The organism is Burkholderia anthina, assembly GCF_902498995.1.
Lineage (GTDB): Bacteria > Pseudomonadota > Gammaproteobacteria > Burkholderiales > Burkholderiaceae > Burkholderia > Burkholderia anthina.
This window is the reverse complement of record NZ_CABVLY010000015.1, coordinates 113,080-127,107: the sequence shown is the minus strand read 5'-3', so window position 1 is coordinate 127,107 and position 14,028 is coordinate 113,080. Positions and strand designations below refer to the sequence as shown.

The following is a 14,028-nucleotide window of genomic DNA, read 5'->3' as shown; positions in this document are numbered from 1 at the left end:
CCGCACAGTAACGGAGACACAGATGACCGCTACCGCCGACTATCACAGGATCAAGGCCCGGCACGTGAAGTTCGACTTCAGCGACACGCCGGTCACATGGGTGCCGAACGATCCGGGCAGCACGCACATCATCAACACGCTGAACCTGCTGTTCCCGGAAGGCGAGCTGTGGTTCTGCCGCGTGTACAACAAGGCGCTGCCGCATATCACCGATGCGCGCCTGCGCGACGAAGCCGAAGGTTTCCTGCGCCAGGAAGCCGTGCATTCGCGCTCGCACGGCGGCGTGCTCAAGCACTACTACGACCGGCACGGGATCGACACGAAGCCGTTCACGCAGAAGCTGAACTGGCTGTTCACGCGCGTGCTCGGCGAAGCGCCGTTCGGGCTGAAGATCGGCCACACACGCTTCTGGCTGCGACAGCAGCTTGCGGTGATCGCATCGCTCGAACATTTCTTCGGCTATCTCGGCAACTGGGTGCTGAATGCGCACGGTCTCGACGAAGGCCGCGCGGATCCGACGATGGTCGACCTGCTGCGCTGGCACGGCGCGGAGGAAGTCGAACACCGGACCGTCGCGTTCGACATCTACAACCACATGGGCGGCACCTACCTGGAGCGCTGCGTGCACATGGCGTTCGTGATCGTGCTGCTGCTCTACTTCATCACGAGCGGCGCGCGATTCATGTACCGGCGCGATCCCGCCGCCGGCCGCTATCCCGGCTTCGTGCTGTCGTGGTGGAAAGGTTCGCGGCGCGGGCACCTGCCGTCGTTCTGGAAAGTGATCGGCGCGGCGCTGCGCTATTTCAAGCCGGGCTATACGCCGCACCACGAAGGCTCGACCGAGCAGGCGCTCGCGTATCTCGCACGCTCGCCGGCCGCGCAGGCGGCCGCGCACGGCGGCAACTGGGGCACGGCGAAGAACACGGAATCGGCTGCGTAGCGGGTGCCTGATCGGCTGCGTCATCGCCTTCGTGACGGTTCCGGCGAGCGGCGCCCGCCGAAATGCGTACAATCGCGGCTTCATTTCCCGGAGGTGCCGCGATGGCCATGAAGAAAACCGATCTAGAAAAGAACAAGGCGCTCAAGCTGACGCACTCGATGAAGCAGTCGAGCTCCGCGCGCTTCGGCAAGGGTGCCGACGAAGCGGCGAAGCTCGATCGCCGCGCGCAGCGCAAGCTCGACCAGGAACAGGGCCTCGTGCCGTTCGCGTGCAAGCTGAACGCCGAGCTCGTCGAACAACTGAAGGCACACGCCGCCACGCATCCGAACGGGATGACGGGCCTGCTGTCCGAACTGCTCGTCAACGGGCTCGCCCAGCGCGACGCGTGATCGCCGCCTGTCTCGAAAATAGTCGTTGACAACGCCGTACGACATCGACACACTCGTTCGCATGCCTACGTTCAAGCACTTCGCCATCGCGAATCATTGCCCGATGAACATTCGAAAGAATGGTTCACGGGAGGCGCTTGTGCGTTAGCATCCGAGCAGTACCGCATGTCACACAAGGCCTCACCGGAAACGGATGAGGCCTTTTTGTTCTGGTGCCCGTCATCCGTCCGGCTCAATGAATGGAGAAGACGATGGACCAGGCAAGCCCGTTGTTCGACCGTCCCGATCTGCGCCGCACCGGCACGATCGCATTACCGACCGTCGTGATCCGTTTCGCGGTCGCGCCGCGCACGACACTCGCCTGGCGTGCGCCGGGCGATGCGGAAATCCGCGCGCACGGCGCGCCGCTGTGGATCACGCGTCCGCCGCGCATCGACGACTACTGGGTGCAACCCGGCGACGTGCTGCGCATCGCACGCGGCGATCGCATCTGGCTCGGCACCGACGACGCGCGATCGGCCGAAGCGTCGATCACGCTCGCCTACGTGCGGCGCGGCGAACGGCTCAAGCGCGCGCTCGCGCACGTGCAACGTTTGCTCGTCGGACGATGGCGAAGAACGGAATGACGATGTGCGCTCGGGCGCAGAACGGGTGTCACGCCATGCGCGTGCACATCCCGCCGAAACGGACGCACCCGCGGCGCAACGCGTCGCAGGTGCGTATCGAATGACGCGGCACGCGAGTGCGTGCCGCGAGCGATCGCGCGCCGTGCGCAACCCTCGGATGCATCGAGGGCATCAGGTGCTGGCGGCGAGACGCGGGCCCGTGCTGCGGGGAGTGGAATCGAGGTCGGGGCGTTGCGCAGCCTGCGAAGTCACCCACGGGTCGATGCCTTGCTTCTGCACCTCCTCGAGAAATGACACGCGTGCGCGCCAGTAATCCGCCTGTAATTTCGCATCGATGACGCGCTGTTCGGCTGCGAACAGTTCCATACGCGCCGTCACGAGCATCGACGCAGCGGTTTTTTCCGGCGTGGGGGCGTGCCGCATCGCCCAACGGCTGATCCAGTTCAACATGCTGACCTCCGTGATTACGGACGAACCCGCATCGGGCAATCGCAATCGGTCGCGCCTGCCCGAACGCGCAACGACCGTCACCGCACTTCACCGCCTGACCCGCACGGACTGCGACTCCCCCGCGTCGGCAACAACCGGCCGGCGTGTGTGCGCGGTGTATCTATCCTAGAAAGAGTTGCCGGTTTACGCGATGGGGTCTTGCAATCTTTTACACAGAAACCACAGTCGAACCCGCATCGCGAAATGACAGTTGCGCACGGCACGGCTTCGGCGCACGATAACCCGATCGCTGCAACCGCCTGGACTGACGAATGGCCGATGCACGCCGCTGCGCATTCGCCGCGGCCACGCTCGCGCGTTCACGCGTACCTCGCATGCGCACCGCGTCCGCCAAGCATGCGGGCGCTCCGTTTCAGTCGCGTGTCATCACGTGGCAGCCGCGCCACACCCACGCTCCATTCCGTTGCGCCCGCATCGGCCGGCGCCGGCCACCCGCTTTCGAACCCCGCTTTCGAACCGTTTCCATCGTTTCCGCCCGTCCGCTTCGCGCGAACCGGTAAAATGCGCGCCTTCCTCGCGCGGCAGGGCTGCCAGACCGTCCGCGCGAGCGCGGCCGATCGAGCCCCACGACTATATCGTCCGAGCTATCCGCGCTATTACAATCCGCCGATAGCCCGGCAATAGTGGCTGGTTACAGTAAGCCGGCCGCACTGCCTCTACAACAATTCGGCACAACAAGCAACACGACAACCCGACCGGAGAAACGCCTTCATGGAATCCATCAAGCGGTATTTCGGCTTCGCTGAAGCCGGCACCGACTTCCGCACCGAAATACTCGCGGGCGTCACCACGTTCCTGACGATGGCCTACATCATCTTCGTCAACCCCGCGATCCTCGGCGACGCCGGCATGCCGAAGGAATCCGTGTTCGTCGCGACCTGCCTCGTCGCGGCGCTGGCGTCGATCATCATGGGGCTGTATGCGAACTACCCGATCGCGTGCGCGCCCGGCATGGGCCTGAACGCGTATTTCGCCTACACGGTCGTCAAGGGGATGGGCTTCACGTGGCAGGCCGCGCTCGGTGCGGTGTTCATCTCCGGCTGCCTGTTCCTGCTCGTCACGCTGTTCCGCGTGCGCGAGGCGATCGTCAACGGCATTCCGAGATCGCTGCGCATCTCGATCACGGCCGGCATCGGGCTGTTCCTCGGCATCATCTCGCTGAAGACGTCGGGCGTGATCGTCGGCAACCCGGCCACGCTCGTCGCGCTCGGCGACCTGCACAAGCACGACACGGTCCTCGCGATCATCGGCTTCTTCACGATCGTCACGCTCGACCACCTGCGCGTGCGCGGCGCGATCCTGATCGGCATCATCGGCGTCACGATCCTGTCGTTCTTCTTCGGCGACAACCAGTTCCACGGCGTGTTCTCCGCGCCGCCGTCGATCGACGCGACGTTGTTCAAGCTCGACATCCACGCGGCGCTGTCGACCGGCATCATCAACGTGATTCTCGTGTTCTTCCTCGTCGAACTGTTCGATGCGACCGGCACGCTGATGGGCGTCGCGAACCGCGCGGGCCTGCTCGTCGAAGGCAAGATGAACCGCCTGAACAAGGCGCTGCTCGCCGACAGCACCGCGATCGTCGCGGGCTCGATACTCGGCACGTCGTCGACCACCGCGTATATCGAAAGCGCGTCGGGCGTGCAGGCCGGCGGCCGTACGGGCGTGACCGCGCTCACCGTCGCGGTGCTGTTCCTCGCATGCCTGTTCATCGCGCCGCTCGCCGGCGTCGTGCCGGCCTACGCGACCGCGCCCGCGCTGCTGTACGTGTCGTGCCTGATGCTGCGCGAGATGGTCGACGTGCCGTGGGACGACGCGACCGAAGCCGTGCCGGCCGCGCTGACCGCGCTGCTGATGCCGTTCACGTACTCGATCGCGAACGGCGTCGCGTTCGGCTTCATCGCATACGGCGGCCTCAAGCTGCTGACGGGCCAGGTCCGCTCGGTCAAGCCGATCGTGTGGATCATCGCGGCCGTGTTCCTGTTCCGCTTCTTCTATCTCGGCAGCGAGTGATGCGCGCGCCGCGGCGCGATGCACGATGAAACAACGCCACCTCCGGGTGGCGTTTTCGTTGGGATACGCGCGCGGCGCCGACGATGCCCGGTCACGAGTCCGCCTCGCCGAGCACCCAGCGCGCGAAGGTCTGCAGCGGCCCTTCGCCGAGTTCCAGCGCATCCGGCAGCACGAGACAGAAACGCTTGACCACGTCCCGCCCGTCCGGCCAGGGCGCCGCGAGCAAGCCTTGCGCAATCTCGGTGTCGACGTACAGCCGCGGCACCAGCGCGACGCCGAGCCCGGCCACGGCCGCCGCGATCAGCATCGAGTAAAGATCGTAGCGTGCGCCGGCGGCCGGGTTGCTCACCGGCAACCCCGTTTCGTGCACGTATGCCGACCACGCATCGGGCGTCTGGCGCTTGTGAAGGCGCGGCAGCGTGCCGAGCAGCGCATCCGGATCCCCGCCGGCGAGCAGCGACGGATGGCAGACCGGCACGAGCACCTCCTCGCATAACCGGTACGTATGCATGCCGGCCCATGCCGGATGCTCGAAATGAATCGCCGCATCGAAACCGCTGCCGGCCAGCACGAACGGCTCGGCGCGATCGGCGAAATGCACCGTGATGTTCGGATGCCGCGCCTGAAACCGCTTGAGCCGGGGAATCAGCCAGCGCGTCGCGAATGTCGGCGTCACGGTGATGTCGATGCTGCCGCCGTCGCCGGGCTGCCCCATCATGTACTGGCTGTCGCGCTCGAGCCGGTCCAGCACTTCGCGAACCTGCGCCGCGTAGCGCACGCCGTTCGGCGCCACCCGCACGCGGTTGCCGATGCGCTCGAACAGCGCGACGCCCAGGAACGTCTCGAGCCGGCCGATCTGGCGGCTGATCGCGCCTTCCGTCAACGCCAGTTCGTCGGCGGCGCGCGCGAAACTGCCGTGCCGCGCCGCGGCCTCGAATGCCATCAATGCCGAATTGCTCGGAATCCTGCGTCGCGTCACGATTGCTCCCGGTTCTGCAGTGGTTGGCCGAAGCTTGACCAAAGATCAATGAACGGTGACGAATCATCGTTTTTCACCCGTTCCCCGGCTAATTATCATGACAAAAACTCAACCCGTCGAGCGGCGATCGATGCCGAAGGCCGCTCGCTACCCCGTTGGAGATGTCATGATCTATGCCGTTGAATGCAGCTTCGCCGATCCCGCGACCGAAGCCGAATGGAACGACTTCTACAGCCGGATCAAGCTTCCCGCGCTGATCTCGGTGCCGGGCTTTCGCACGTCGCAACGCTTGCGCGCCGTCGGCGGCGACGGCCCCGTCTACCTCGCGCTGCACACGATCGACAGCGCCGACGTGCTGGCGTCGGCCGCGTATCGCGACAACGGCGGCGGCAACTTCGCGCGCTGGCAGCCGCACATCGTCGAGTGGCGACGCAACGTGTACGACAGCGCAGCATCCGCGCCGGTCGTCGCCGATCATCAATGGCTGGCCGTTTGCGAAGACGCGGCCCCGTTCGCGCAAGCGGGAATCGCCGCCACGGCCATTCACGCAGTCGCGCTGGACCGCCAGCCGGCATCCCGTTGGCTGGCCGTTCTCGATCGCGATCAGACGCCGCATGCGTCCGAGGCGGCCGACGCGTGCGGCGCCGCGATCCGGCTCTATGCGCCGATGGGCGAACAGCTCGTCAGCGCGGCCGCGCGCTGAGGGGGCCGGCCATGCCCAGCGTCACGATTTTCATCGCGGAGGCGAACATGCCGTCGAACGCCGCGCTCGACGCGCTGTCGTCGGCCTGCGCGACGCTCTGCACCGACGTGTTGCAGGCCGCGCCCGGCACGGTCCACGTCATCCACGTTCCGGTCCGGCACGGCCACGGGCATCCCGTCAGCGCCGAAATCCGCTATCGCATCCAACCGTTTCGCACCCCTGAATTGATGGATCGCTTCATGGTCTCGCTGGATCGCGAGATGCTTCGCCACACCGGATGCGTCGCGCGCATCCGCTGCTTCGGCTACGACGCCGCCCACCTTCACGCCCGACATTGAGCCATGAGCGAACTCCTTCCCCGCCCCCCGTTTCCGTGCCGCCGGGTCGGCGATTTCTCGGTCGTCGCCATCAGCGACGGCGCACTGACCGCCGGCCTCGACCTGCTGTCGAACATCGAGACCGACGACGCGACCGGCATCATGCACCGCGCGGGCATCGCCGCGCCGTCGAGCGTCAATATCAACTGCTACGTGATCCGCGGGCATGGCCGCACCGTGCTCGTCGACACCGGTGCCGGCGGCATCCGCAACTGGGGCGGCCGGCTGATGCCGTCGCTGGCGCAAGCCGGCATCGACGCGCGCGACATCGACACGATCCTGCTGACGCACGCGCACCCCGACCACATCGGCGGCTTGCTCGACCCGGACGGGCAACCGGCCTTCGCGCACGCGGAGGTGCGCATTCACGAACGGGAACGGGCGTTCTGGCTGGACGACGCGGCGTTCGAGCAGGCCAACGAACGGGCCCGCGGCAATTTCCGGATCGCGCGGCGCGCGTTCGATGCCTGTCGCGCCCGGCTGCGCACCATCGAAGCGGGCGACGTGCTGCCCGGCATCGTCGCGGTGCCGCTACCGGGACATACGCCCGGCCACACGGGGTATCGCGTCGAATCGCATGACGAGCGTCTGTTGATCTGGGGCGATCTCGTGCATTTCGCGCCGATTCAGGTCGCGCGTCCGGACGTGTCGATCGCGTTCGATCACGATCCGGCGCTGGCTGTCGCGACGCGCGCGGCCACGCTCGCCGAAGCAGCTTCGGACGATCTGCTGATCGCGGGAATGCATCTCGCCGAAACGGGCTTCGCGCGCATCGCGCGAGCGCACGGCGAAACCGGTGGCGCGTATGCGCTCACCGGGGCGGACTGACAGAGAAAGAGGGAAACGACGCGCGCATCGTCGCGCGCGCGTCCGGCCCGGCACGCATGCGCCGATACGACACGGGCGCCGGTAACCGGCGCCCGCTCAGTCGCTGCCCGGTCGTCCGGTTCAGCGCCAGTTCGCCTCATAGAAGCGCACGTAGCCGCTACGCAGCGTCACGCATTGCGCACGCGTTTCGGACAGCAGCCGCCGTGCGGCCGCCTCGATACGTTCGCGATGCTGATCGTACGCACCGACCATGTCCTCGAAGCGCGGCGATGCCGCACCGAAATGGTCCTCCAGCGCCTCGGCTGTAATCTGACATTGGACACGCTCGCCATTGACCAACGCCATGAACCCGAGCATCAAGTCGCGCCCCGAATATTCGGGCTTCTCGTTCGTGAAATGGATCTGCATGGGAGCCGCCTATCGCCGGTAGAAAGCGAATGACCGCGTCCATCGTCCGCTACCGGCCGGACGAGAATGTACGCGGGCTCGCCGACAGAGACACCGTTCGCGGGGGTATGGCGCGAACAATGCATGCCGGTTGCATTCCACTTTAGACGGTTTCGCGCAGGAGGCAAAATTTGCGATGTGCGTCGTTCCGACGCGCATTTCGTCTGACCTGCGCGGCATCCGGCACCCTGGGCCAAACGGCGTCAGTGAGGGTCGGTCGGCCAGATGTTCAGCGAGATCGCCGCGGTCGTGGCGCCCACCGCGATGGCGGCGGCCCCGTATCGCACCGCGGTGCCCAGGTCGAACAGCAGGCCGTGGATCGCCACGGCGATGCCGCCCAGCATGATGAAGGTGGCGATGGCCGCCAGCACGACTCTCAGTTCCGTTCGAACCATGATGCGTCTCCCGAACGGATGCATGTCACGTCGCATGCATGTTGCGATGCGGAACACGGCGCGTGCGTGCTCCACTTCAATCATTGCAGGCATACGCTTAAAAGCAAGGGGATTTTGTTCGCGGTCGCGCAACGCACGCGGCGCTTGTATGATGGTGCGATATCAAGGCGGCGGCCGGGGTTTGGGTTGTTGCGGTGCGGAAGCGCTGGCCGGGACCGAGTGCGAAGCGTCGGGGCCAAGCAAGCGCTGAAGCATCCATTCCAGCCGACCGCGAAGCATGGAACCAGAGCAAGCGCTAAAGCGCTAACTCTGGTCGACAGGAGACAAGACATGCCTCAATCTTTCGTGCTGCCCGCCACCACGGGCCGCATCGACCTGCTCGCGCAGGCGCATGCGCGTTCGACCGCGGTCGGCCTGCGCGCGAACGAGCACCCCGATTTCTCGCCGCTGTCGCTGCTCGCACTGCGCGAACTGCTCGACACGAACCATGCACTGTTCGCACATGCGCGCCCGGTGATGGAAGACCTCCACGCACAGATCGCCGACACGCAAAGCCTCGTGCTGCTCACCGATGCCGACGGCGTGATCCTGCACAGCATCGGCGACGCGGACTTCATCGAGAAAGCAAACCGCGTCGCACTGTGCAACGGCGTGTCGTGGGCCGAAGGCGCACGCGGCACCAATGCGATCGGCACCGCGCTCGCGTCCGGCCAGGCCGTCGCGGTACACGGCCCCGAACACTTCCTGCGCGCCAACCACATCCTCACCTGCTCGTGCGCGCCGATCATCGATCCGTTCGGCCGCACGCTCGGCGCGCTCGACGTCAGCGGCGACCCGCGCGGGTTCAGCTCGCATACGCTCGCGCTGGTGCGGATGTCCGCGCAGCTGATCGAGAACCATCTGTTCGCGAACCAGTGCGCGCAGGCGCTGCGGCTGCGCTTTCACGCCCACGAGGATTGCGTCGACTCGCTGTTCGCCGGGCTCGTTGCGTTCGGCCCCGACGGCGGGCTGATCGCCGCGAATCGCAGCGCACAATTCCAGCTCGGCGCAACGTTCGATGCCTTGCAGCATCGCGGCTGCGATGCGCTGTTCGGCATGCAGTTCGGCCAGCTCGCCCAGCAGGCGGCGCGCGCGCCCGGCGCATCGTTCCGCCTGACGCTGCCGACCGGCGTGCGCGTGCTCGCGCGCTGCGAATTCGCGGAAGCGCACAAGACGACGGTCGCCGTCACGCCGCCCGCCCCTGCCGTGCGCGTGCCCGCACAGGACCCCGACGCGATCACGTTCGCGACGCTCGACACCGGCGACGCGCGCATGGCCGCGGTGCTCGAACGCGTCGCGAAGATCCGCGGACGCGACCTGCCGCTGCTGATCCTCGGCCAGACGGGCACCGGCAAGGAATGGCTCGCCCGCGCGCTGCACCAGGCGTCGCCGCGCTCGGACGGCCCGTTCGTCGCGGTGAACTGCGCGGCGCTGCCGGATTCGCTGATCGAAGCCGAACTGTTCGGCTATGAGGACGGCGCCTTCACCGGCGCACGCAAGCGCGGCAGCCCCGGCAAGATCGCGCAGGCCGACGGCGGCACGCTGTTTCTCGACGAAATCGGCGACATGCCGCTCGCGCAGCAGGTCCGGCTGATGCGCGTGCTGCAGGAACGCGCGGTGATGCCGCTCGGCGGCGCGCGCGCGGTGCCGGTCGACGTGCGCGTGGTCTGCGCGACTCACCGCGACCTGCGCGCGATGATCGCCGAAGGCACGTTCCGCGAAGACCTGTTCTACCGGATCAACGGCCTCGCGGTCACGCTGCCGGCACTGGCCGACCGCACCGACCTGCCGGCGCTGGTCGAGCGCATCCTCGCGCGGCTCGCGCGCAGCGAGCCGATGCCGTGCCGTCTCGCGCCCGACGTGCTCGACGCGTTCATGCGCCACCGCTGGCCCGGCAACCTGCGGCAAATGACCAACGTGCTGCGCACCGCGGGCATGCTCGCCGAAGACGAAGCCGAGATCGCGCTCGCGCATCTGCCCGACGATTTCTGGCTCGACTGCGACGATGCATCGGCGTCGCCCGCCGCGCCGGCCGACGCAAGCGAAACGACGACGCTGCAAAGCCACCAGGCCGCGGTGATCGATGCGGTGCTCGCGCGGCACGGCGGCAACGTGTCGGCGGCCGCGCGGGAACTCGGGCTCGCCCGCAACACCGTGTACCGCTACCTGCGCCGCCATTGACGCGCCGGCCAGCGGGCGCCGGCCGCATGCGGCTTCGGGTATGCTTGGCGCTTGCCTCGCCGCCGCCGTTTCGCCCCATGACCGATCCCGACCATCCGCCTCTCGTGCGCATCGAGCCGCTCGGCGCGACGTTCGACGCACCCGATTCGCTGACCCTGCTCGAAGCCGCCGCGTTCGCGCACGTCAGGCTGCCGCGTTCGTGCCGCAACGGTACGTGCCGAAGCTGCCTGTGCAGGATCGTCAGCGGCAGCGTACGCTACACGATCGAATGGCCCGGGTTGAGCCGCGAGGAAAAGGCCGACGGCTATACGCTGCCGTGCGTGGCCGTCGCAACGTCGGATGTCGTGCTCGACGTGCCCGACGCGGAGATGATCGACTGAACGCGACGCGCCGTTGCGCGCCGTCCTGCAACCGTGACGGGCAAGCCCGTCGGGAGAATGTGATGACCCAGTCAACCGATCGCATCGAGAAACAGGCCGTGCTCGCCGCGCCGCCGGCGCGCGTGTGGGAAGCCATCAGCAATTCCGGGGAATTCGGCACGTGGTTCGGTGTCGCCTTCGACGGGCCGTTCACGGAAGGCCAGCCGCTGTTCGGCCGCATCACGCCGACGCGCGTCGACGACGACGTCGCCAAGGCCCAGGAGCCCTACGCGGGCGCTGTATTCGAAATCGTCGTCGAGCGCGTCGAACCGAAGCAACTGTTCTCGTTCCGCTGGCATCCGTTCGCGATCGATCCGAACTTCGATTACTCGGCCGAGCCGATGACGCTCGTCACGTTCGCGATCGCCGAGCAAAACGGCGGCACCCGGCTCACGGTCACTGAAACGGGGTTCGACCAGCTGATCGAAGCGCGTCGCGCGAAGGCACGCGAAATGAACGATCACGGCTGGGCCGCGCAGATGACGCTGATCACGAAATATCTGGCAACGCACGCGTAACCGGCGCTTGCCCGCCATCCCCGGCATGCGGACGCACGCATGCCGGCCTCGCGGGGTGCATGGCATAATCCGCCCCATCGCAGTCCTCACGCCGCTGTTCGTCGCATGCTCAGTCGTCGCCTCCGGAAGATCGGCAGTCTGATCGGGATGCTCGCCATCCTGATGACGGCGCTCGCGCCGACGATCTCGCAGGCGCTGACGACGCAAGGCCGCGTCGATGCACTGCTCGCCGGCTACTGTACGACCGGCCCGGTCGCCGGCGACCATCAAACCCGTTCGTCGTCGAAGAGCCTGCAAGCCCATTTGCAGGCGTGCGGCTATTGCAGCCTGCTCGCCCATACGCCCGCGCTGCCCGCGCCCGAACTGACGTTCGCGGCCCATGTGCGCGTCGTCCAGCATCGCGAAGCAACCCGCTTCGAAAGCCTGCGCCGCGCGTTGCCGCTCACGGCCGCGCAGCCGCGCGCCCCACCCGCCTCCGCCTGAACCGCAGCCACAGCGCGCGATGCCCGAACGCATCGCGCCGTTCGCGCGCGCCCTGCCGGCGCCCGTGCCGTGTCACGTTCACGAGGACGATCATGTCGACCCTTATTGCCGCGCGCCGCATGGCACCGTGCGCGTGCGTCGCCGTCGCCGCGCATGAGCATGCGAGCGCGAGCGCGGGAAATCGCGCGCGCCCCGTCACGATGACCATCGACGACCCGAGCGTCGGCGATGCGTTCGACCTCCAGTACGGTCACATCGCGCCCCTGCTGCGGGCTCGTGTGCATCTCGACGGCATTTTCCCCAACCCGATCCACAACGCATTTCCCAAGCCATGAAAACATCCACGCTTTTCCGCGGCGCCATCGCCGCCCTGACCTTCGTCATCGTCCAGGCCGCCCACGCGCATGCGTTTCCGAAAACGCAGCAGCCGGCCGCCGGCGCAACGCTCACCGCCGCACCGCAAGCCGTCACGATCGATTTCGACGAGGCGCTCGAACCCGCATTCAGCTCGATCGCCGTGACCGACAGCCACGGCCAGTCGGTCGCGACCGGCAAGGCCGTCGTCGACGACGGCAACCGCAAGCGGATGCACGTCGCGCTGACGAGCCTGACGGCCGGCACCTACACGGTCGCATGGGTCGCCGTGGCCAGCGACGGCCACCGGACCCAGGGGCACTACGCGTTCACGCTGAAGTGACACGCGCATGCCCGCATCGCCAGGGGCGCATCGCCGCGCCATCCGCATCCCGTACTTTCGATAAGGAGAACACATGATGAAACGCTCGATTCCGGCCGCCCTGCTGTCCGCACTGTTCGCGCTGCACGCTCCCGCCACGTTCGCCGCGCCGGCCGTACAGGCCGATGCCTGCTGGATCCGCGCGATGCCCGCGACGGTGCCGTCGTCCGGCTACTTCACGCTGAAGAACGACGGCGACACCCCCGCGACGCTCACGGGCATCGACACGCCGGCATTCGGGATGGCCATGCTGCACGAAACGCAGACGGCCGGCAGCACCGCGAAGATGGTCCACGTCGACACGGTCGAGGTGCCCGCGCACGGCACGGTGATGTTCAAGCCGAAGAGCTATCACGTGATGCTCGAACAACCGCGCCAGAACGTCACGCCCGGCGCGAAGATCCCGTTCCGGCTGCATTTCGCCGACGGCTCGACGGTGTCCGTGACCTGCGACGCGAAGGCGCCGTCGTACACCGGCCAGTAACGCCGCCGGCACCGCGACCGATGGAGACGAACATGAAAGAACGCCTGCCGCTGGCCGACCTGATCGTCCGTTACCGGACGCCGCTGAATGTCGCCGTACTGATCGTCTGCGGGTTGTGGGCGGCGTGGATCGCGTGGATGACGCGGCCCGCCGCGATCGATGCGCCGTCGTCGATCGCCGCCTACTGCGTGCGCGACGCGCGTTGACGCTGCGATCGGGGTGATTCGCGCCGTGGCATCATGCACGGCGTCACCCCGATCGCAGAAACCGTCTCCCGGAGCACCGCATGTCCATTCAGACCTGGATGCTGTTTGCCGCCGCCTATCTCGCGACGACGCTGTCGCCGGGCCCCAACGTGCTGCTCGTGATCCGCAACACGGTGCGCTACGGCACGCGCGGCACCGCCGCGACGATCGCCGGCAACCTCGTCGCGCAGGGTGTGGTGGTCATGCTGGTCGCGCTCGGCGTCGGCGCGGTGCTCGCCGCCATGCCGCCGCTGTTCGTCGCGATGAAGATCGTCGGCGCGGCGTATCTGATCGTGCTCGGCATCCGGCAACTGCGCGGCAGCCGCCGTCGACGTTCGCCGGACGGCAACGCGGCACTCGTCGAGCCCGACCGCCGGAAGCTGTTCCGTGAAGCGCTGTTCGTGTCGGGCAGCAATCCGAAGACGATGATCTTCCTGTCGGCGTTCATGCCGCAGTTCATCGCGCACGATCGTCCGCTCGCGATGCAGTTCGTCGTGATGTACGCGACGATCGCCTGCACCGTCATCGTCGTTCACAGCGTCTATTCGTTCGGCGTGCGCCGGCTCCATCGCGGCTTCGGCGTCAGCCCGTGGGTACGCGCGGCGAAGCGCGCGAGCGGGCTGCTGTTCGTCGGACTGGGAATCAAGCTGCTGACCGCGCGGCAGGCGTAAGCGCCGGCACGCGTCGACGCACCCCTCCGGCGCGCAAACGTCAGC

The 14,028-nt window shown here is 67.2% G+C and carries 20 protein-coding genes; 16 read left to right on the top strand and 4 right to left on the bottom strand.

Annotated elements, in window-relative coordinates; genetic code table 11:
• The first annotated feature begins 22 nt into the window (after positions 1–22).
• From BME24068_RS19925 to BME24068_RS19915, 3 genes are all read left to right on the top strand, one after another.
• Entirely contained in the window at positions 23–940 is a 918-nt protein-coding gene (locus BME24068_RS19925; RefSeq protein WP_096501646.1) for a metal-dependent hydrolase, read from the top strand.
• Positions 941–1,041: 101 nt separating this feature from the next.
• Positions 1,042–1,329 (top strand): hypothetical protein, encoded by a 288-nt coding sequence (locus BME24068_RS19920; RefSeq protein ID WP_096501648.1) that lies wholly within the window; start codon positions 1,042–1,044, stop codon positions 1,327–1,329.
• Between the two features lie 251 nt (positions 1,330–1,580).
• Positions 1,581–1,955 (top strand): DUF2917 domain-containing protein, encoded by a 375-nt coding sequence (locus BME24068_RS19915; protein WP_096501650.1) that lies wholly within the window; start codon positions 1,581–1,583, stop codon positions 1,953–1,955.
• A 171-nt stretch (positions 1,956–2,126) separates the two neighbouring features.
• On the opposite strand, the gene BME24068_RS19910 is transcribed toward BME24068_RS19915, so the two are convergent.
• A complete protein-coding gene (locus tag BME24068_RS19910) occupies positions 2,127–2,405 on the bottom strand; it encodes a hypothetical protein (protein WP_096501652.1) in 279 nt (92 codons plus the stop codon).
• Between the two features lie 771 nt (positions 2,406–3,176).
• On the opposite strand from BME24068_RS19910, the gene BME24068_RS19905 reads away from it, so the two are divergent.
• Positions 3,177–4,478, top strand: a complete 1,302-nt coding sequence (locus tag BME24068_RS19905) for an NCS2 family permease (protein ID WP_096501656.1) — start codon at positions 3,177–3,179, stop codon at positions 4,476–4,478.
• Between the two features lie 91 nt (positions 4,479–4,569).
• Here the strand turns inward: BME24068_RS19905 and BME24068_RS19900 are convergent, their stop codons facing one another.
• Entirely contained in the window at positions 4,570–5,421 is an 852-nt protein-coding gene (locus tag BME24068_RS19900; RefSeq protein WP_174927153.1) for a LysR substrate-binding domain-containing protein, read from the bottom strand.
• A 202-nt stretch (positions 5,422–5,623) separates the two neighbouring features.
• Here BME24068_RS19900 and BME24068_RS19895 point away from each other — a divergent pair, with 202 nt between their 5' ends.
• From BME24068_RS19895 to BME24068_RS19885, 3 genes are read left to right on the top strand one after another with little or no spacing between them, the layout of a single operon-like run.
• Positions 5,624–6,160: a sugar ABC transporter gene (locus tag BME24068_RS19895; protein ID WP_174927111.1), complete on the top strand. Its 537-nt coding sequence runs from the start codon at positions 5,624–5,626 to the stop codon at positions 6,158–6,160.
• A gap of 11 nt (positions 6,161–6,171) precedes the next feature.
• A complete protein-coding gene (locus BME24068_RS19890; protein ID WP_174927110.1) occupies positions 6,172–6,498 on the top strand; it encodes a hypothetical protein in 327 nt (108 codons plus the stop codon).
• Between the two features lie 3 nt (positions 6,499–6,501).
• Positions 6,502–7,365 (top strand): MBL fold metallo-hydrolase, encoded by an 864-nt coding sequence (locus tag BME24068_RS19885; protein WP_096501664.1) that lies wholly within the window; start codon positions 6,502–6,504, stop codon positions 7,363–7,365.
• 120 nt (positions 7,366–7,485) lie between these two features.
• Here BME24068_RS19885 and BME24068_RS19880 read toward each other — a convergent pair whose 3' ends face one another.
• Positions 7,486–7,773 (bottom strand): DUF1488 family protein, encoded by a 288-nt coding sequence (locus tag BME24068_RS19880; RefSeq protein ID WP_096501666.1) that lies wholly within the window; start codon positions 7,771–7,773, stop codon positions 7,486–7,488.
• A gap of 242 nt (positions 7,774–8,015) precedes the next feature.
• Positions 8,016–8,207: a DUF2964 family protein gene (locus tag BME24068_RS19875; RefSeq protein ID WP_096502023.1), complete on the bottom strand. Its 192-nt coding sequence runs from the start codon at positions 8,205–8,207 to the stop codon at positions 8,016–8,018.
• A 330-nt stretch (positions 8,208–8,537) separates the two neighbouring features.
• On the opposite strand from BME24068_RS19875, the gene BME24068_RS19870 reads away from it, so the two are divergent.
• From BME24068_RS19870 to BME24068_RS19830, 9 genes are all read left to right on the top strand, one after another.
• Complete coding sequence (locus tag BME24068_RS19870; RefSeq protein ID WP_174927109.1) at positions 8,538–10,427, top strand: sigma-54-dependent Fis family transcriptional regulator; 1,890 nt, start codon at positions 8,538–8,540, stop codon at positions 10,425–10,427.
• Between the two features lie 77 nt (positions 10,428–10,504).
• On the top strand, positions 10,505–10,807 hold the full coding sequence (locus tag BME24068_RS19865) for a 2Fe-2S iron-sulfur cluster-binding protein (RefSeq protein ID WP_011659384.1): 303 nt from the start codon (positions 10,505–10,507) through the stop codon (positions 10,805–10,807).
• Positions 10,808–10,869: 62 nt separating this feature from the next.
• Entirely contained in the window at positions 10,870–11,364 is a 495-nt protein-coding gene (locus BME24068_RS19860) for an SRPBCC family protein (protein WP_174927108.1), read from the top strand.
• Between the two features lie 105 nt (positions 11,365–11,469).
• Positions 11,470–11,847 carry a DUF2946 domain-containing protein gene (locus BME24068_RS19855; RefSeq protein ID WP_174927107.1) on the top strand — a complete coding sequence of 126 codons (378 nt, stop codon included), beginning with the start codon at positions 11,470–11,472 and terminating at the stop codon, positions 11,845–11,847.
• 92 nt (positions 11,848–11,939) lie between these two features.
• A complete protein-coding gene (locus BME24068_RS19850) occupies positions 11,940–12,182 on the top strand; it encodes a hypothetical protein (RefSeq protein ID WP_174927106.1) in 243 nt (80 codons plus the stop codon).
• Positions 12,179–12,544: a copper homeostasis periplasmic binding protein CopC gene (gene copC / locus BME24068_RS19845; RefSeq protein ID WP_174927105.1), complete on the top strand. Its 366-nt coding sequence runs from the start codon at positions 12,179–12,181 to the stop codon at positions 12,542–12,544. The genes BME24068_RS19850 and copC overlap by 4 nt, the downstream gene beginning before the upstream one ends.
• 76 nt (positions 12,545–12,620) lie before the next feature.
• Positions 12,621–13,067 carry a copper chaperone PCu(A)C gene (locus BME24068_RS19840; RefSeq protein WP_174927152.1) on the top strand — a complete coding sequence of 149 codons (447 nt, stop codon included), beginning with the start codon at positions 12,621–12,623 and terminating at the stop codon, positions 13,065–13,067.
• Positions 13,068–13,099: 32 nt separating this feature from the next.
• Positions 13,100–13,273 carry a hypothetical protein gene (locus BME24068_RS19835; RefSeq protein WP_172441881.1) on the top strand — a complete coding sequence of 58 codons (174 nt, stop codon included), beginning with the start codon at positions 13,100–13,102 and terminating at the stop codon, positions 13,271–13,273.
• A gap of 80 nt (positions 13,274–13,353) precedes the next feature.
• Positions 13,354–13,983, top strand: a complete 630-nt coding sequence (locus BME24068_RS19830; protein ID WP_174927104.1) for a LysE family translocator — start codon at positions 13,354–13,356, stop codon at positions 13,981–13,983.
• The last annotated feature ends 45 nt before the right edge of the window (positions 13,984–14,028 follow it).